Origin of the sequence: Rhizobium leguminosarum, assembly GCF_001679785.1 — a bacterium.
Taxonomy (GTDB): domain Bacteria; phylum Pseudomonadota; class Alphaproteobacteria; order Rhizobiales; family Rhizobiaceae; genus Rhizobium; species Rhizobium leguminosarum_R.
In genome coordinates this window covers 2,040,661-2,056,443 of record NZ_CP016286.1, presented here as the reverse complement: position 1 = coordinate 2,056,443, position 15,783 = coordinate 2,040,661, and the positions used below count along the sequence as shown (strand labels likewise).

Here is a 15,783-nt window from a genome sequence, read left to right as displayed (position 1 = left end):
GCGCTTTTGCGGCTGAGACCGATCCTGCTTCGCACCATTCTTCTGCTGACGCTGGCGGTCGCCGGCGCGCATTTCAAGGGTGCTGCTGCTTTCGCGCAGGAGCCGCAGGCACCGGCGGCCGCGCAGGCGCCGCTTGCCGATAGCCCGCTCGACCAGGCGACGAAGGAGATCGACAAGGCGAAGGTCCAACTGACGGCGCTTCAGGACGGCGTCAAGCAGAATGCCGACAATGACGATGCCCTCGTCGGGCTTGCGACCAAGGCCGACGAGCTCAGCCGCGCCGTCATCACCATATCGGTCAATCTCAGGCCGCGTTTCGACCAGATCAAGAACCGGCTTGCCGAGATCGGCGATCCGCCGAAGGATGGGCAGCCGCCGGAAGCCGAGATCGTCACCCAGGAGCGCAACGCGCTCGCTGCCGAACGCGCGCAGATCAACGCGCTGACGGGCGACGCCGAAAACCTGTCGATCACGGTGACGAAGCTCGTCAACGAGATCACCGAGATGCGGCGGCGGCTGTTTGCCGATACGCTGCTCAGGCGCACCGAGATTTCAGTCTCGGTGCTCGACGATGCCGCCAGAGCCTTCGTGCATGAGGCCCGCGAATTCTCGCAGGCCCTGTCGAGCTGGGCCGCTTTCGTCTGGAAATTCAAGCGTTTCCCGATGTTTGCCGCGATCTTCCTGTCGCTCGCCTCGGCGCTGATCCTGCTCTCCGGCAGTTACCGGCTGTTCGGCTCCTACCTGCGCCGCGACGAGGCTGTCGAGAACCCGTCCTATATCGGCCGGCTATCGATCGCCTTCTGGTCGACACTGATCCGCACGCTGGCGCTCTCGGTGCTGCTCGTCACCTCATTCTTCTTCCTCAATAGTTTCAACGTCCTGCGGCCCGACATCGCACCTGTCATCGGTGCGCTGTTCGGGGCGATCGGGCTCGTCTATTTCGTCGGCCGCTTCGTCAACGCCATCTTCGCGCCGAACGAACCGCATTGGCGGCTCGTTCGGCTTTCCAACCGCGGCGCGCGCTCGATCGGCTATTGCCTGCTGGCGATGGCGATCGTCAACGCGCTCGATTATCTGTTCGGTACGATCAGCGAGGCGATGGGCTCGCCGCTGGTGCTGACCGTGGTCAGGAGCCTGATCGCGGCGCTGATCATCGGCCTGATCCTGATCGCGGCGTCCTTCGGCAAGCCGATGCTGGCGAAGAACGGCGATCCCGATGCACCGGGAAGGCATTGGCCGCGCGGCATGGCGATCATCTTGCGGGTCATCGGCGCCGGTCTCATCCTCACCGCCCTGACGGGGTATGTCGGGCTCGCGCGCTTCGTCGCCACGCAGCTCATCATCACCGGCGCGGTCGTCGTCACTATGTATGTCGGCCTGCTCTCCGGCAAGGCGATATCCAGGCAGGAAAGCTTCGGCGATACTTTCTTCGCGCGCTTCCTGACACGCCGCTTCAAGCTCGGGCCGGTGGCGATCGACCAGGCCGGCCTGGTCGTCGGCCTTGCCATCTACGCGGTGGCGCTTCTCGTCGGCATCCCGTTGATCCTGCTGCTCTGGGGCTTCCATGTGCAGGACCTGCAGATTCTTGCCTATAGGCTGTTTACCGAGGTCAGGCTCGGCGGTATCAGTATCTCGCTGCTCGGCATCTGCACCGGTATTCTCTTGTTTGCCGGCGTCTACCTGCTGACGCGCTGGCTGCAGCGCTGGCTCGACGGCAATGTGATGGCCAGAAGCCATGTCGATCTTGGCGTGCGCAATTCGGTCAAGACCGGCATCGGTTATCTCGGCGTCGGCATAGCGGCGATCATCGGCGTCTCGGCGGCCGGGATCGATCTTTCGAGCTTCGCGCTCGTTGCCTCCGCACTTTCGGTCGGTATCGGTTTCGGCCTGCAGAACATCGTCTCCAACTTCGTCTCCGGCCTGATCCTGCTCGTCGAACGGCCGTTCAAGGTCGGCGACCATGTCGTATCAGGCACGGCCGAAGGCATCGTCAAACGCATCTCGGTGCGCGCCACGGAGATCGAGACCTTCCGCAAGCAGTCGATCATCGTGCCGAATTCGGAATTGATCAACGGCCTCGTCGGTAACTGGACACACCGCAACAAGATCGGTCGCTCGGAAATTCCGGTTTCCGTCGCCTACAACGCGGATCCGCAACAGGTGATGGATATCCTGCTGGAACTGACGGCCAAGATACCGCTCGTCATGCGCAATCCGGAGCCGCATGTCGAATTCCTGCGCTTCGGGCCTTATTCGCTGGATTTCGAGCTGCGTTTCTTCCTCGCCGACATGGGTGACGGCATGGCGGTGCGCAACAATCTCAGGATCGAGATCCTTAAGCGCTTCAAGGCCGAGGGCATCGAGATCCCGCTGCCACAGACCGATCTTACCATCCATCGAGAGGCTCGTCCCGCGCTTGCCGATGCGGGCAGGGATCAAGCCAATGAGCAGGAAAACTCTGCGGACACGCCCATGGAGGAGGAAGAGCAGCCGGTGCGGCAATTGCGCAGCAAGACGGCAGACGGTATTCGGAAAGGCTGAACGGGTCATTCAGCCATCATTCACAGCTATGTGTGCATGATCTCCACTATCGGGATCGCTGCCGGGGGCAGCACCGATCGTTCGAGGGGAGGGCGCGCCAGCGCTGCCGCACATGATGGCAAGATTTGCCGCCGTTCTGCTTGTCCCGCTGCTTGCCGCACCTGCGGCTGAAGCGGCATCCATCACCAACACCGATCCAGCCGCCGTCGTGCTCGTCATCACCGAGAGCGGCCAGCGCGTCGAGGTCGTCGTCGATGCCGGCGCTTCGGAAAACCTCTGTGCTTCCGGCTGCTTCATGACAACGCCCGACGGCGACCGCATCGGGCTCGACGGCGGCGAGACGATCGACATCGTCAAGGGCTCGGCCGTCGTCAAGTAGCGCCTGTCCCGATGAATGCGCTCAAGCCTCTCGGGGATTGGGAACAGTTTCCAGCCGGGCAACCGGGCGCGTCAGCCGCATGATGGCGAAGAACGCGGCAACGGCGACGGTGCTGAGCAATGCAGCGATCGACAGCGACCACGATACGCCGAGATTGCCCATCAGGAAGGCAAGCGCGAACGGCGCCATCGAGGAGACGACGAGACGGACCGACATGATTTGTCCTTGCCGCCGGCCGTAACCATCGCTTCCGAAGAGCGCGAGCGGCAAGGTTCCGTAGACGATGCTGTTAAGGCCCGAGCCGAGACCGAAGACGACGGCAAAGACCAGCGCGCCGGGCACCGAGGGTGCCGTGGCGATGAGGATGACAAGGGCTGTCGGCAGCAGGATAGCGCAGATGATCGCCAGCATCACTTGCGACAAGCTTTCGCCAAAGACCATGTTGATGAGGCGGCTCAGCACCTGTGACGGGCCGAAGAGCGTTCCGACCACCACCGCCATGGCGCCGAGGCCGAGGGCCGACATCACAGGCACCATGTGAACCAGAAGCGCCGAGTTCACAAAGCTTTCCAAAGCAAAGCCCGTCACCATCAGGATAAAGGCCGGCCTGCGCGCCGACGGCGGAAGGCTCGGCTCGACGCGTTTTGCGGCCTCCTCTCCGGTCCGTCTCCTGGTTTGACTGACGCCACGGGAGAGCCAGGCATGAAGGGGAAGGCAGACCACGAGATTGAGCGCGGCGAAGATCAGATAGACGTTCTGCCATGAGAGATGCGCATGCAGCGCGGTGGTGATCGGCCAGAAGATGGTTGAGGCGAAGCCGGCGATCAGGGTCAGATAAGTGATGCTGCGCTGGGCGACCTGCGGCCTGATCTGCACCAGCAGGGCGAAGGCTGCGCCATATTGCACCAGGTTCGAGGCGATCTCGATGCCGATCAATGCCGCGACGAAAGCGATCTTTCCCGGCGCAAAGGCGCAGGCGACGAGGGCGGCGGCGGCAATCGCCGAACCCCCTGTCATGATCCTGCCTGCGCCGAAGCGATCGATCCACGTGCCCATGAGAGGTGCGGCCAGACCGCCGATCAGAAGGGCCGCGGAGAGCGCGCCGAAGATCCATTCCGATGACCAGCCCAGATCACGGGCCATGTCGGGGGCGAGGATGCTGAAGCTGTAATAGAGCGATCCATAACCGATGATCTGCGTCAGCCCGAGCGCGGCGATGGCCGCTATCGGCGGTCGTTCGGTGCTGGCGATGGTCATAGGGATCTGAGGCTCACGCGCTGTTCGAGCTTTTCGACTTCTTCCTTCCGCTCGCTGTAGCGGTCGGTCAGATAGTTCGAGGCATCACGGGTCAGCAGCGTGAACTTCACCAGTTCCTCGCAGACGTCGACGACGCGGTCGTAATAGGACGAGGGTTTCATACGGCCGTCCGCGTCGAATTCTTGGAAAGCTTTGGCAACCGAGGACTGATTGGGAATTGCGATCATCCGCATCCATCGTCCAAGGATGCGGAGCTGGCTTACCGCATTGAAGGACTGGGAGCCGCCGGAGACCTGCATCACCGCCAGCGTCTTGCCTTGCGTCGGCCGGACCGAGCCGACCGACAATGGAATCCAGTCGATTTGCGCTTTCATGATGCCGGTCATCGCGCCATGACGTTCGGGGCTGACCCACACCTGGCCTTCAGACCATGCCGACCATTCGCGCAGTTCCTCAACTTTGGGGTGGCTCGCCGGCGCCGCATCAGGCAGCGGCAGACCTTCCGGATTGAAGATGCGCACTTCGCAACCGAAATATTCGAGCAGCCGCGCGGCCTCCTGTGCGAGGAAGCGGCTGTAGGACACTGCCCGCAACGAGCCATAAAGGATCAGGATGCGCGGCTTGTGCGTCGAGAACGCCGGCCTGAGCGCATCCATGTCCGGTTGACGCAGATGCATCGGCGATACGGCAGGCAGATCAGACAATGCGCTTGCCTCCGGCATCGAGCACTTTCTCGCCGTCTTCCTTGGTGAAGGCGCCCTGATGCGTTTCCGGTAGGATTTCGAGGACGACTTCGGAAGGGCGAGCAAGGCGCGTGCCGATCGGGGTGATGACGAATGGGCGATTGATCAGGATCGGGTCTTTCAGCATCGCATCGAGCAGTTGCTCATCGGTAAGATCGGGGTTGTCGAGGCCGAGCTCCGCATAGGGCGTGCCCTTTTCGCGGATCGCTTCGCGAACGCTCAAACCTGCATCCGCAATCACCTTGATCAGCTGCTCGCGCGACGGCGGGTTTTTCAGATATTCGATCACGTTGGGCTCAATGCCGGCGTTCTGGATCATCGCCAGCGTGTTACGCGAGGTGCCGCATTCAGGGTTGTGATAGATGGTGATGTTCATAGTTTTGCCTCTGACGACAGGGTTGAAGACGCGCCCGGCTGCAGCAGCCAGGTGAACAGGAAAAGGGCTGCGACCGCGCCTGTGATTTCGGCGATCCAGAAGCCTGGAAGATCGACTGGGCGAATGCCGGAGAAGGTGTCGGTCAGCGAGCGGGCCAAAGCGACGGCAGGATTGGCGAAGGAGGTCGAGGCGGTGAACCAGTAGGCGGCAGTGATATAGAGCCCAACCAGCCACGGCACCGCCTTCTGCTCGAACTTGATGCCGGCGAGGATGACCGCGACCAGACCGAAAGTCGCAACGCCTTCCGAAAACCATTGCGCGCCGCCGCTGCGCATCTTGCTCGACAGCTCGATCAGCGGCAGGGCAAACATCAGATGGGCGACGACGGTCCCGACGATGCCGCCGAAGATTTGCGCGGCGATATACCCGGCGAGATCGCGTTTCGCCAGCGTGCGCGACATTGCAAAGATCAGCGAGACCGCCGGATTGAAGTGGGCGCCGGAGATCGGCCCGAGAACGGTGATCAGCACCACCAGCATGGCGCCGGTCGCCAGCGTATTGCCGAGCAGGGCAAGTCCCACATCCTCAGTCAGCGATGTTGCCATAATGCCGGACCCGACGACGGTCGCGACCAGCATGGCGGTGCCGAGGGCCTCAGCGACCAGACGGCGCGGCAAATCGAACGGCCCCATCAATCGGCCGTCGCCGGTTTTGTGGACATGCCTTCCATGGCTCCGATCTGGCGCAGGTGCGTTTCCAGGGCGAGCTTGTCGATCGAGGAAAGAGGCAGGCTCAAAAAGGCGCTGACCCGGTTCTTGAGGAAGCGGGCGGCCTGCGCGAAAGCGCGGCCCTTGTCGACTTCGCTGCCCTCGACGGCAGCGGGATCCTCGACACCCCAATGGGCGGTCATCGGATGACCGATCCAGACCGGGCAGGCCTCTCCGGCGGTGCTGTCGCAGACTGTGAAGATGAAGTCCATCTCTGGAGCGCCCGGTTCGGCGAACTCGTCCCAACTCTTCGAGCGGAAACCGGTCGTGGGATAGCCCTGCGCCGCAAGCTCCTTCAGCGCATAGGGATTGACCTCACCCTTCGGCTGGCTGCCGGCCGAATAGGCCTTGAACCGGCCCTTGCCTTCGGTTTCTAGGATGGATTCCGCCAGGATCGAGCGGGATGAATTGGCAGTGCAGAGAAAAAGCACGTTGTAAACGCGGTCTGTGGTCATTGCAGTTCCTCCTTGGTTGCAGGTGCACAGCATGCGGCAACGGCAGCAGCCGGTGCGCAGATCTCAGGGTTTCCACCGCAGCAATCCTCCATCAGGAAACGGATCAGGCCGCCCAGCGCCTCGTAATTGGCGGTGTAGATGATCGAACGGGATTCGCGCTGCTGCGCAATCAGGCCCGAGCGTTCGAGCTCCTTCAGGTGGAAGGAGATGTTCGATGGCGAAACCTCCGCCTTTTCCGCGATCGAGCCCGCCGCCATGCCATCGGGGCCTGAGACCACGAGCATGCGGATGATATGCAGGCGCGTTTCCTGCGAAAGCGCGCTGAATGCGGCGAGGGCTTGACGTTGATCCATATTTCAATGATCCTTGAACTATTGAAATGAGGATTAGCCGATATGAACGCGATCGACAAGGGAAAAATTCAAGAGGACGACATCAGTCTCGGCCTTCTGCTCAAAACGCTCGCCGGCGAAAAGGACACGCCGCTGATTTTTTATTACGACGGCCGGCCGGTGAAGCCCGGCTATCATGTCACCGAGGTCAAGGCCGGCCAATTCTCAGGCCTGGATTGCGGCGCCAATCCCGAGGCCTGGGCGGAAATCTTCATCCAGCTCTGGGATATCGAGGAAGGCGACCGCACGCATATGCCGGCGGGCAAATTCCATTCCATCATCCGCAAAGTGACGGAGCATGTGCAACTGGACGGCTTGGCGAAGCTGACCTTCGAAGTCAGCGACGGCGTGCGGCCGATGCAGCTCTATTGCGCGGCGATGCCGATTCTTCGAGCCGGCGCCGTCCATGTTTCGCTTTTGCCGCGGCCGGCAAGCTGCAAGCCGCGCGACCGCTGGCTGGCAGAGGAAAACAGCAGGGTGGCAGCCTGCTGTGGGCCGAAAGCGGCACCGAGCGGCTGCTGCGCGTAAGGACAGATAAGATCGAGCGGCAGCGGAGGGTGGCAGAGAGATCTGGATTGCATTGACTGACCGCCAGTCAGCGATGTAAGTGGAAGCTGCCGATGTAATGCCGGCGCCACCCGTTTCACATCCGGAGGTAGCAATGAGCGCGCAGACCCTGTTGAACTCTCTGTTCCAATACAAAGCCAGCGTCGATGACGAGCTTCTCGGTGCCTTGAACGCGCTCGGGGCTAAGGCGCAATCCGATGAGTTCCGATCGGCCCTCCGCGTACTCAATCACGCCCATCTCGTCGATCGGATCTTCGCCGCCAATCTTCAACGGCTGGATCACTCCCATGCGGCGAGCTGGAGCAGCGAAGCGCCAGCCTTGGCGCAGTTATCCTCCGATATTCGGGATACCGACCGTTGGTATATCGATTACACCTCGCGTATAACGCCCGGGGAAATGGAGGAGGTCGTCGACTTCACCTTCACCGATGGCGGACGCGGACGCATGTCCCGCGAGGAGATGCTGGCCCATGTGGTGACGCATGGCGGCTATCATCGCGGTGAGGTCGGTCGCCTGCTGCCAGCTATCGAGAGCACCGCAATGCGCGATGTGTTTACGGGCTACCTGCACAGGACTGATCCCGCGCGCCGTCAATGAGAGTGGACCAGTCTTGCCGCCGGCCAATCCTGTTTCAAAACCGAGAACCAAGCCCCCCGAAGAACGGCGCGACGAGCTGATGACCGCGGCCGAGCGGCTGTTTCTGGAAAAGGGCCTGGAGCAGACCACGATCGAGGAGATCACGACCGGGGCGGGGGTCGCCAAGGGCACCTTCTACCTGCACTTTTCCTCGAAGGCCGATGTTCTCCAGGCGCTGCGCGCCCGCTTCGTGCAGGGCGTGCTGGATGGCATCATCGCGGCGGTCGAAGGACGGCGGCAAGAGGATTGGCGCGGGAAGCTGGCGGCCTGGTCGACGGCATGCGCCACTGGCTATCTCGACGCAGCAGGGCTGCATCATCTCGCCTTCGTGGCGGCTCCTCCTGCAACGCGGGAGGGGCTTTCGCGCAACATCCTGATCGATCATCTGAACGAATTGCTTGCCGCCGGCGCTGGCGAGAATGCCTGGTCGGTCAGTGATCCCGGCTTTACGGCGGTGTTTCTGTTCAACGCCTTGCACGGTGTGGTCAATCAGCCCGGCATCGGTGAGACGCCCGCGGCCCGTGCCGAATTGCTGCGGGCGATCGAGGTGCATTTCCTGCGCACGCTGGGTTTGCCGTCAGGCATTGATTGAGCGCCGGGCATCCCACCATCTGAGCACGCGCATCGCCCGGAGCGTCAGCCACCGCGAGGCTTGCCTTGCCCGTCATCGACCTCGAACCACACCCGAGCTCCCGTCGAGCAGCCAGGTGCTGCCTCCAATCTCATTCGGCTGCCTGCAGTTCTCGCGATTGACTGTCGCCGGCAGCAGCGCTTTCCGAAGCGGCTGGCAGTCGCCACCCCTTGACTAATCCGTAGACGGCTGGAATGACGATCAGCGTCAGCAGCGTCGAAGACACCATGCCGCCGATCATCGGCACGGCGATGCGCTGCATGATTTCCGATCCGGTTCCGGTACGCCAGAGGATCGGAACGAGACCCGCCATAATGGCGACGACGGTCATCATCTTCGGTCGGACGCGCTCGACCGCGCCGACCATGATCGCCCGGTTGAGGTCGAGCTTCGAGAAGGCGCGGCGTTCCTTTTCGCAGGCCTCACGCTGCTCCTTCAGGGCGTGGTCGAGGTAGATCAGCATGATCACGCCTGTCTCAGCCGCAACGCCCGCGAGAGCGATGAAGCCGACGGCGACCGCCACCGAGGCGTTGAAGCCCAACCACCACATCAGCCAGATGCCGCCGACTAGCGCGAAGGGCAGTGACAGCATGACGATCATCGTCTCGGTCAGCCTTTTGAAGTTGAGGTAGAGCAGCAGGAAGATCAGCGCCAGCGTCAGCGGGACGACGACGGCGAGCCGCGCCTCGGCCCGTTGCAGGTACTCAAACTGGCCGCTCCAGGCGACCGAATAGCCGGGAGGCATCTTGACGCTCTTTGCGACCGCCTGCTGGGCTTCCCCGACATAGCCGCCGAGATCGCGGTTGGCGATGTCGACGTAGATGTAGACGGCGAGCTGACCATTCTCTGTACGAATGGTCGTCGCGCCGCGGGTCAGCTTGACGTCCGCCACTTCACCGAGAGGCACCATTCCTCCGCCCGGCAGCGATATCAACACATCCCTGGCGATCGACTGTGGATCGCTTCGGGACGCCCGTGGATATCGTATGGCCACGCCATAACGCTCGCGGCCCTCGACGGTCGATGTCACGACCTCAGAGCCGAGCGCCATACCGACGACGTCCTGAATGTCGTTGATGGTCAGCCCGTAGCGGCCGAGCGCCGTCCTGTCCGGGACGATGTCGAGGTAGTAGCCGCCGATCACGCGCTCCGCATATGCGCTCGACGTTCCGGGGATCGTTTTCAGCACGGTCTCGATCTGCCGGGCGACCTTCTCCATTTCACCGAGATCGGTGCCGTAGACCTTGACGCCGACCGGCGTCCTGATCCCGGTAGACAGCATGTCGATGCGGGCGCGGATCGGCATCGTCCAGGCATTGGAGACGCCGGGAAATTGCAAAGCAGCGTCCATCTCCTTCTTCAGGCTGTCGGTGGTGACCCCCGGCCGCCATTCCGACTTCGGCTTCAGCGTGATGATCGTCTCGAACATTTCCGTGGGGGCCGGGTCGGTGGCGGTCAGTGCACGACCCGCTTTGCCGAAGACGCTCTGGACTTCGGGGAAGGACTTGATGATCCGGTCCTGCGTCTGCATCAGTTCGGCCGCCTTGGTCACCGATATGCCGGGCAGGGTGGTCGGCATGTACATCAGCGTGCCCTCGTCGAGATTGGGCATGAACTCGCTGCCGATATGCTGCACGGGCCATACGGAGACCGCGAGGATCGCAAGGGCCGCAAGTATCGTCAGCGACTTCACCCGCAGTACGCCCGAGATGACGGGGCGGTAGATCCAGATCAGGAACCGGTTCAACGGGTTCTTGCGCTCGGGGACGATACGCCCACGGACGCAGAGAACCATCAGCGCCGGCACCAGCGTCACTGACAGCAATGCGGCCGCCGCCATGGCAAACGTCTTGGTGAAGGCAAGCGGCCCGAACAGGCGGCCTTCCTGCGATTCCAGCGTGAAGATCGGCAGGAACGAGACGGTGATGATCAGCAGGCTGAAGAACAGGGCCGGGCCGACTTCGCTCGCCGCCTCGACCAGGATGTCGATGCGTGGCTTGTCGGGCGGCGCCCGTTCGAGATGCTTGTGGGCGTTCTCGATCATGACGATCGCGGCGTCGATCATCGCCCCGATGGCAATCGCGATGCCGCCGAGGCTCATAATGTTCGCGCCGAGGCCGAGCAGCTTCATGGCGATGAAGGCGATCAGGATGCCGACGGGCAGCATGATGATGGCGACGAGCGCGCTGCGGACGTGCAGCAGGAAGGCGATGGTCACCAGTGCGACGACGATGGATTCCTCGACCAGCGTACCTTTCAGGGTTTCGATCGCGGCCTCGATCAAGGTCGAGCGGTCGTAGACCGGAACGATCTCCGTACCCGCCGGAAGGCTGCTCTTGACCTGGTCCAGGCTCTCCTTCGCGTTGTCGATGACCGTCAGGGCGTTGGCCCCGAAGCGCTGCAGCACGATGCCGCTTGCGACCTCGCCTTCGCCGTTCAGTTCGGTGATGCCGCGTCGTTCGTCCGGAACGAGCTCGACCCTGGCGACGTCGCCCAGCTTGAGCGGCACGCCGTTCTGGCTGTTCAGGACGATGCTCTCGATGTCGGGGATGCCCTTGAGGTAGCCGCGACCACGCACCATGAACTCGAATTCGGAAAGCTCGACGGTACGGCCGCCGACGTCGGTGTTGCTGGCGCGCACCGCATTGGCGATGTCGTCGAGCGAAACACCCTGCGCCTTGAGGCGGGCCGGATCGACGACGATCGAATACTGCTTGACGAAGCCGCCGACGCTCGCGACTTCCGACACGCCTTCGGATTTCGAGACAGCGAACCGCACCACCCAGTCCTGCAGCGATCGCAGTTCGGCGAGCGACAGCTCCTTGGCGACGACGGCGTACTGGTAGACCCAGCCGACGCCCGTCGCGTCGGGGCCGAGCGTCGGGGTGACGCCCTGCGGCAGACGGCTCTGGGCGGCGTTCAGATATTCCAGGACGCGGCTGCGCGCCCAATAGGGATCGGTGCCGTCGTCGAAGATGACGTAGACGAACGAGACGCCGAAAAACGAGAAGCCGCGCACGACCTTCGACTTCGGCACGGTCAGCATCGACGTCGTCAGCGGATAGGTCACCTGGTCCTCGACCACCTGCGGGGCCTGGCCGGGATATTCGGTGTAGACGATCACCTGGATGTCGGAGAGATCTGGGATGGCGTCGAGCGGCAGGGAGCGCAGGGCGTAGACGCCGCCGGCGACGGCAAGCACCGCGCAGACGAAGATGAGCACGAGATTATAGGCCGACCAGGAGATGACGCGAGAGATCATGGCTTGGCATCCTCGGTCATGGCGCTGAGCGCCGAGTTCAGGTTGCTTTCAGCGTCGAGCAGGAAATTGGCGGCAACCACCACCTTGTCGCCGACGGCGACGCCTTTGGTGATCTCGGTCTTGTCTTCGCCGCGGAGGCCCAGCATGACATTCTTTGGCTCGAACCGACCTTCGCCTTTGTCGACGAAGACGACCTGGCGGTCGCCCGTGTCGATGACCGCGCTGTTCGGAACGACCACCACGGGGTTTGGCGCACCGGCCTCGATCTGGACCTCGGCATACATGTTGGGGAGGAGGACGCCGTCCGGGTTTGGAATCTCGATGCGGACTTTCGTCGTCCGCGTCTGCGTCTCGACTTCGGGATAGATCAGGTCGATCACGCCCTTGAACGTCCTGCCGGGCAGGCTCCGGACGACGACGTCGGCCGATGCGCCGATCCGAACGGAGGTCAGATCGTATTCGGGGACGTCGGCGATCACCCAGACGTTGGAGATGTCGGCGATGCGGAACAGCACGTCGCCGGATTTGGCCATCATTCCAGTGGTCGCCGAGCGCTCAAGAATGACGCCGTCACGAGGCGCGACATAACCGATACTGGCTGGCACCTGACGGGTCCGCGCGATCGTATCGATCGCCTCCTGGGGAACGCCGAGGTTCTTCAGGCGCAGCGCGGAGCCCACCTCTCCGTTCCCGCGGCCGTCATTTCTCCCGGCCGCGTATTCGGAGGCCGCAGTGGCGATGTCCTTCGAATAGAAGCTGAAGAGGCTCTGGCCCTTCCTTATTCGGTTGCCGGTGGTGACATTGGCGACGTCGTCGACGAACGAATCCGTCCGCATCGAGATGACGCTGACGAGCCGCTCGTCAAGCGCAATGGTGCCAGGCACTTCGATCTTCCTGACGATGCTGGCCATCTCGGCGGTCGTGGTCTTGACGCCCGTTCGCTGCAGCTTGCCGAGCGAGACCTTGACGGTCGAGGCGTCGCCCTGATCACCGTCGTAGACGGGGATATAGTCCATGCCCATCGAGTCCTTTTTCGGCACCGTCGACGTGTCGGGCAGGCCCATCGGGTTTCGATAGTAGAGAAGTTTCCCCGTCCCCGGCGCGGTTGCGGACGATGTCATGGTCGTTTCCGTTTCGACCGGCTTCGGTGCTGCAGTGTCGGCGAAGCTCACATCCTTACTCGCGTGCACGGCAACGAACGGCCGGCCATCCTCTGCATTCTTCGGCGTCGCAGAGAATTGCGGGAGGCCGTCCGGATGGCGATAGTAAATGATCGCGCCGGTCGGCACGGCCATGGAAGCTGCCGGCGTCACGAGCGCCGTTTCGGAGAAGGAAAGGCCGAGCTGTGCGCCAAGATCGTTCGTGCCAGCCCAATAGCCTCCCCCGCCGACCAATACGGCGAGGGAGAGCGTGGCTGCCACACGCGCTGGCGTGTTCACGGCGCTGCCTTGAGGACGAGTTCGCCCTCGACGGTGTCCGGTTCGCCCTGGACTTTGGCGGCAAGCTTGAAGCGCCAGCCACCCGCCATGGTAAAGTTCGTCTTGAAGGCATAGACACCGGGTTCCGTGGAGGCGGCGGCCTCGACGGGTGTCGTCATCATTTCCATGCCCTCGGGAGCCATGTCCATGCGGGTGGTGAAGATGACCGCGTCGGGAACGGGCTTGCCCGTGCGCTTGTCAACGAGGCGGACGGAGACCAGCGATCCCTGGCCCTGCTTGACGTCGGTCGAAACCGGCTGGAATTCGTAGTCCTGTGACGCGGCGAAGGACGCTGTGGCGGAACCGACAATAAGCACGCCGGCGAGGAGCATCGCTCCCGCGGAAAAGGTGGTCTTGTTCATAATATCTGATCTCATTGGGATAGGCGCTCAGGCCGCATCCTCAGTCATAAATTGATTGCCGTAGGTCCCTGAAAGATGCGCGAAGCACCCGCCGTGAACCGTAGACGTGTTTCAGGAATGACTTGAGATCAGGCTTTCGGAGGTCGAGCCGGAGGCTCGACATGGGCGGGCGTCAGTTGCGACGCCGGAATGAGGTGGTAGCGATGTGACGCCCAGGAGATCGCGAACGACCAGCCGTGCACGTCGGGCGCGTGGGCGAAGATCGAGGTCGTGCAGACCAACGCCAGCGGGCAGCCCTTGGCGCAATCTAGCTTGACGGGCTGCTGTTCGGGGCAGCACGGCATCTGCTCTGCCATATGCATGCCGGCCATCGCGCCGCTCATGCCATCGATCATCGCCGGAGCGGAAGACGCCATTGCACTGCTCGCCACCCCGATGCTCATCGGACCGATAACGATCGCGAGCATAGCAATGGCAAGGAACAGACGATGGATGGTCCGCCGGAAAATCATGGGCTGGATACTGGCATGCAGGTTCTGGAATTGGAAGCGGGCTCACGGAGATGTGTTGCAGTCATCGAGACGGACTGAGGGCTGGGCATCCCACCATCTGAGCACCCGCATCGCCCGGAGCGTCAGCCACCGCGAAGGCTTGCCCTGCCCGTCATCGACCTCGAACCACACCCGACCTGCAGGGCTGTCGTCGAGCGGCCAACTGCCGTCCTGCAAGCGCCGGGAACGAAGGTGGTCGATTGCCTCGCCGAGGCGCGGATCGGGGTCGGCGCCGGTCAGGATCGCGCTGGCGCGGAAATAGTCGAGCGCGCGCAAAATGTCGTAGCGCCACCGGTTCGGATGCAGGAAGTGCAGGAAGCGTTCGTCGGCCGGCTCGCCGGTGCCAAGGCGGCGGAAGAGGTTGCGGGCCAGCAGAAACTCCTCGCCCGTCCTGCGCGCCTCTCGAGACCGATGCGTGCCGCCGGTCGATCTCTCGTATTCCAGCAAACCTTCCAGCACGTTGATGCTGCTGGCGAAGGAGGAGCGGACAGAGCCGCGAGCCCGCTCGCAGTTCCAGCCGCCGTCGTTGAGACGCTCACCGGCCAGCCTGTCGACGATGGGCGAGATGTCGACGCCGAAATAGGCGCCGTCGGCAACGGTGCGGCCGTTGATGCACTCCTCGACTTCGCCCTCCCAATAGGGCTGGCCGCCTTCTTCCCAACGGGCGTTGGCGCCGACCAGTTTGACGGTGCGCCTGGCGCAGCCGCAGGCGGGATCGAGACCGAACTCGCGCAATTGCGACAGCGAGAAGGTCGTGGCCGTCCACGGCTGGCCACGCTCCTTCCACTCGTGCGGGTCGAAACCGGCGGGCAGGAAGGCGCCGCCTGCCCATTGCCCGTCCTCGTCCTGGCAGGAGAGCAGCCTGGCGCCCCAGCCCTCGGTCTCGACTTTGGCCCGCTCAGTCATCCATTCCCGCTCCGGAGCATCGAGCAGGTCACGCATCACCTGCCATCGGATCGACGGGTCGGAGTCGAGAAGCCATTCGATCACTGTGTCGGATTGGATCATGGGCGAACCTGTCGGCGGGTCGGGGTCGATGGCTCGTTTATAATCGCTTCGGCGGAGCGGTGCCAGCCGGATGGGCTCGTCGGCCGCGTCACGAACGGCGCCTTCGGTTTCCGCATCAACCGCTCGCTGGCGCTTGCCATGCTGCGGCCGGATTATGCCAAGGAGGGCACGAAACCGAAGATCAAAACGTCGGTTCGACCTATAATGCGACGGTTGTCGGCGAAAGCCTGTGCGACGCCGAGAATGCGGCGCTTCGCGCCTGATTTCTTAATCATATCCGCAAAGAAGCGGGAGGCGGCCCGATCGGGCCGCCTCTTCATTTATATCCAAGCGCGCCGATTAATAATTATTCAAATCAATCGATGTATCGGTTTGAT

16 protein-coding genes and 2 pseudogenes are annotated in these 15,783 nt (G+C 62.8%); 6 read left to right on the top strand and 12 right to left on the bottom strand.

Translation table 11 applies throughout. The annotated features are described in order from the left end of the window. The first annotated feature begins 6 nt into the window (after positions 1–6). On the top strand, positions 7–2,541 hold the full coding sequence (locus tag BA011_RS10285; RefSeq protein ID WP_065280372.1) for a mechanosensitive ion channel family protein: 2,535 nt from the start codon (positions 7–9) through the stop codon (positions 2,539–2,541). Between the two features lie 112 nt (positions 2,542–2,653). Further along, positions 2,654–2,920, top strand: a complete 267-nt coding sequence (locus BA011_RS10280) for a hypothetical protein (RefSeq protein ID WP_017994411.1) — start codon at positions 2,654–2,656, stop codon at positions 2,918–2,920. A gap of 21 nt (positions 2,921–2,941) precedes the next feature. On the opposite strand, the gene arsK is transcribed toward BA011_RS10280, so the two are convergent. Genes arsK through BA011_RS10250 form a run of 6 tightly spaced genes read right to left on the bottom strand, consistent with a single transcriptional unit; the run spans position 2,942 to position 6,871 of the window. Then, positions 2,942–4,177, bottom strand: coding sequence for an arsenite efflux MFS transporter ArsK (gene arsK, locus BA011_RS10275; RefSeq protein WP_065280371.1), 1,236 nt, complete (start codon positions 4,175–4,177; stop codon positions 2,942–2,944). After that, the gene (gene arsH / locus BA011_RS10270) at positions 4,174–4,899 is read right to left on the bottom strand and encodes an arsenical resistance protein ArsH (RefSeq protein ID WP_065280370.1); all 726 of its coding nucleotides are present in this window, start codon (positions 4,897–4,899) and stop codon (positions 4,174–4,176) included. Before arsH ends, arsK begins: the two co-directional genes overlap by 4 nt. Beyond that, positions 4,874–5,296 (bottom strand): arsenate reductase (glutaredoxin), encoded by a 423-nt coding sequence (gene arsC / locus BA011_RS10265; RefSeq protein WP_065280369.1) that lies wholly within the window; start codon positions 5,294–5,296, stop codon positions 4,874–4,876. The genes arsH and arsC overlap by 26 nt, the downstream gene beginning before the upstream one ends. Beyond that, complete coding sequence (locus BA011_RS10260) at positions 5,293–5,988, bottom strand: MIP/aquaporin family protein (RefSeq protein WP_065280368.1); 696 nt, start codon at positions 5,986–5,988, stop codon at positions 5,293–5,295. Before BA011_RS10260 ends, arsC begins: the two co-directional genes overlap by 4 nt. Then, positions 5,988–6,518, bottom strand: coding sequence for an arsenate reductase ArsC (locus BA011_RS10255; protein ID WP_065280367.1), 531 nt, complete (start codon positions 6,516–6,518; stop codon positions 5,988–5,990). Before BA011_RS10255 ends, BA011_RS10260 begins: the two co-directional genes overlap by 1 nt. Further along, on the bottom strand, positions 6,515–6,871 hold the full coding sequence (locus tag BA011_RS10250; protein WP_017960883.1) for an ArsR/SmtB family transcription factor: 357 nt from the start codon (positions 6,869–6,871) through the stop codon (positions 6,515–6,517). Before BA011_RS10250 ends, BA011_RS10255 begins: the two co-directional genes overlap by 4 nt. Before the next feature lie 42 nt (positions 6,872–6,913). Here BA011_RS10250 and BA011_RS10245 point away from each other — a divergent pair, with 42 nt between their 5' ends. The 3 genes from BA011_RS10245 to BA011_RS10235 all read left to right on the top strand — a co-directional run bounded on the left by BA011_RS10245 (position 6,914) and on the right by BA011_RS10235 (position 8,706). After that, a complete protein-coding gene (locus BA011_RS10245) occupies positions 6,914–7,438 on the top strand; it encodes a DUF6428 family protein (RefSeq protein WP_065280366.1) in 525 nt (174 codons plus the stop codon). A 133-nt stretch (positions 7,439–7,571) separates the two neighbouring features. Beyond that, entirely contained in the window at positions 7,572–8,075 is a 504-nt protein-coding gene (locus BA011_RS10240; RefSeq protein ID WP_065280365.1) for a DinB family protein, read from the top strand. A 79-nt stretch (positions 8,076–8,154) separates the two neighbouring features. Beyond that, entirely contained in the window at positions 8,155–8,706 is a 552-nt protein-coding gene (locus BA011_RS10235; RefSeq protein ID WP_237352629.1) for a TetR/AcrR family transcriptional regulator, read from the top strand. On the opposite strand, the pseudogene BA011_RS45030 reads toward BA011_RS10235, so the two are convergent. The 6 genes and pseudogenes from BA011_RS45030 to BA011_RS44210 all read right to left on the bottom strand — a co-directional run. Further along, positions 8,692–8,801 (bottom strand): annotated as a pseudogene (locus tag BA011_RS45030) (squalene cyclase); the annotation flags it as partial. The gene BA011_RS10235 and the pseudogene BA011_RS45030 sit on opposite strands and share 15 nt — an antisense overlap. Before the next feature lie 35 nt (positions 8,802–8,836). Continuing rightward, positions 8,837–12,007, bottom strand: coding sequence for an efflux RND transporter permease subunit (locus BA011_RS10230; protein ID WP_065280363.1), 3,171 nt, complete (start codon positions 12,005–12,007; stop codon positions 8,837–8,839). Beyond that, positions 12,004–13,446, bottom strand: a complete 1,443-nt coding sequence (locus BA011_RS10225; protein ID WP_237352628.1) for an efflux RND transporter periplasmic adaptor subunit — start codon at positions 13,444–13,446, stop codon at positions 12,004–12,006. The genes BA011_RS10230 and BA011_RS10225 overlap by 4 nt, the downstream gene beginning before the upstream one ends. Further along, positions 13,443–13,862, bottom strand: coding sequence for a FixH family protein (locus tag BA011_RS10220; RefSeq protein WP_186806536.1), 420 nt, complete (start codon positions 13,860–13,862; stop codon positions 13,443–13,445). Before BA011_RS10220 ends, BA011_RS10225 begins: the two co-directional genes overlap by 4 nt. A 113-nt stretch (positions 13,863–13,975) precedes the next feature. After that, the gene (locus BA011_RS10215) at positions 13,976–14,263 is read right to left on the bottom strand and encodes a hypothetical protein (RefSeq protein WP_237352627.1); all 288 of its coding nucleotides are present in this window, start codon (positions 14,261–14,263) and stop codon (positions 13,976–13,978) included. Positions 14,264–14,401: 138 nt separating this feature from the next. Further along, positions 14,402–15,406: a squalene cyclase gene (locus BA011_RS44210; RefSeq protein WP_065280360.1), complete on the bottom strand. Its 1,005-nt coding sequence runs from the start codon at positions 15,404–15,406 to the stop codon at positions 14,402–14,404. Here BA011_RS44210 and BA011_RS46525 point away from each other — a divergent pair. Continuing rightward, positions 15,398–15,547 (top strand): annotated as a pseudogene (locus BA011_RS46525) (hypothetical protein); the annotation flags it as partial. The gene BA011_RS44210 and the pseudogene BA011_RS46525 sit on opposite strands and share 9 nt — an antisense overlap. Between the last annotated feature and the right edge of the window lie 236 nt (positions 15,548–15,783).

Excerpts from the sequence above, each read along its gene's own strand:
- BA011_RS10280 (WP_017994411.1), top strand. The coding sequence starts at position 2,654 with ATGATGGCAAGATTTGCCGCCGTTCTGCTTGTCCCGCTGCTTGCCGCA.
- arsK (WP_065280371.1), bottom strand. The coding sequence starts at position 4,177 with ATGACCATCGCCAGCACCGAACGACCGCCGATAGCGGCCATCGCCGCG.
- arsH (WP_065280370.1), bottom strand. The coding sequence starts at position 4,899 with ATGCCGGAGGCAAGCGCATTGTCTGATCTGCCTGCCGTATCGCCGATG.
- arsC (WP_065280369.1), bottom strand. The coding sequence starts at position 5,296 with ATGAACATCACCATCTATCACAACCCTGAATGCGGCACCTCGCGTAAC.
- BA011_RS10260 (WP_065280368.1), bottom strand. The coding sequence starts at position 5,988 with ATGGGGCCGTTCGATTTGCCGCGCCGTCTGGTCGCTGAGGCCCTCGGC.
- BA011_RS10255 (WP_065280367.1), bottom strand. The coding sequence starts at position 6,518 with ATGACCACAGACCGCGTTTACAACGTGCTTTTTCTCTGCACTGCCAAT.
- BA011_RS10250 (WP_017960883.1), bottom strand. The coding sequence starts at position 6,871 with ATGGATCAACGTCAAGCCCTCGCCGCATTCAGCGCGCTTTCGCAGGAA.
- BA011_RS10245 (WP_065280366.1), top strand. The coding sequence starts at position 6,914 with ATGAACGCGATCGACAAGGGAAAAATTCAAGAGGACGACATCAGTCTC.
- BA011_RS10240 (WP_065280365.1), top strand. The coding sequence starts at position 7,572 with ATGAGCGCGCAGACCCTGTTGAACTCTCTGTTCCAATACAAAGCCAGC.
- BA011_RS10235 (WP_237352629.1), top strand. The coding sequence starts at position 8,155 with ATGACCGCGGCCGAGCGGCTGTTTCTGGAAAAGGGCCTGGAGCAGACC.
- BA011_RS10230 (WP_065280363.1), bottom strand. The coding sequence starts at position 12,007 with ATGATCTCTCGCGTCATCTCCTGGTCGGCCTATAATCTCGTGCTCATC.
- BA011_RS10220 (WP_186806536.1), bottom strand. The coding sequence starts at position 13,862 with ATGAGATCAGATATTATGAACAAGACCACCTTTTCCGCGGGAGCGATG.
- BA011_RS10215 (WP_237352627.1), bottom strand. The coding sequence starts at position 14,263 with ATGGCGTCTTCCGCTCCGGCGATGATCGATGGCATGAGCGGCGCGATG.
- BA011_RS44210 (WP_065280360.1), bottom strand. The coding sequence starts at position 15,406 with ATGATCCAATCCGACACAGTGATCGAATGGCTTCTCGACTCCGACCCG.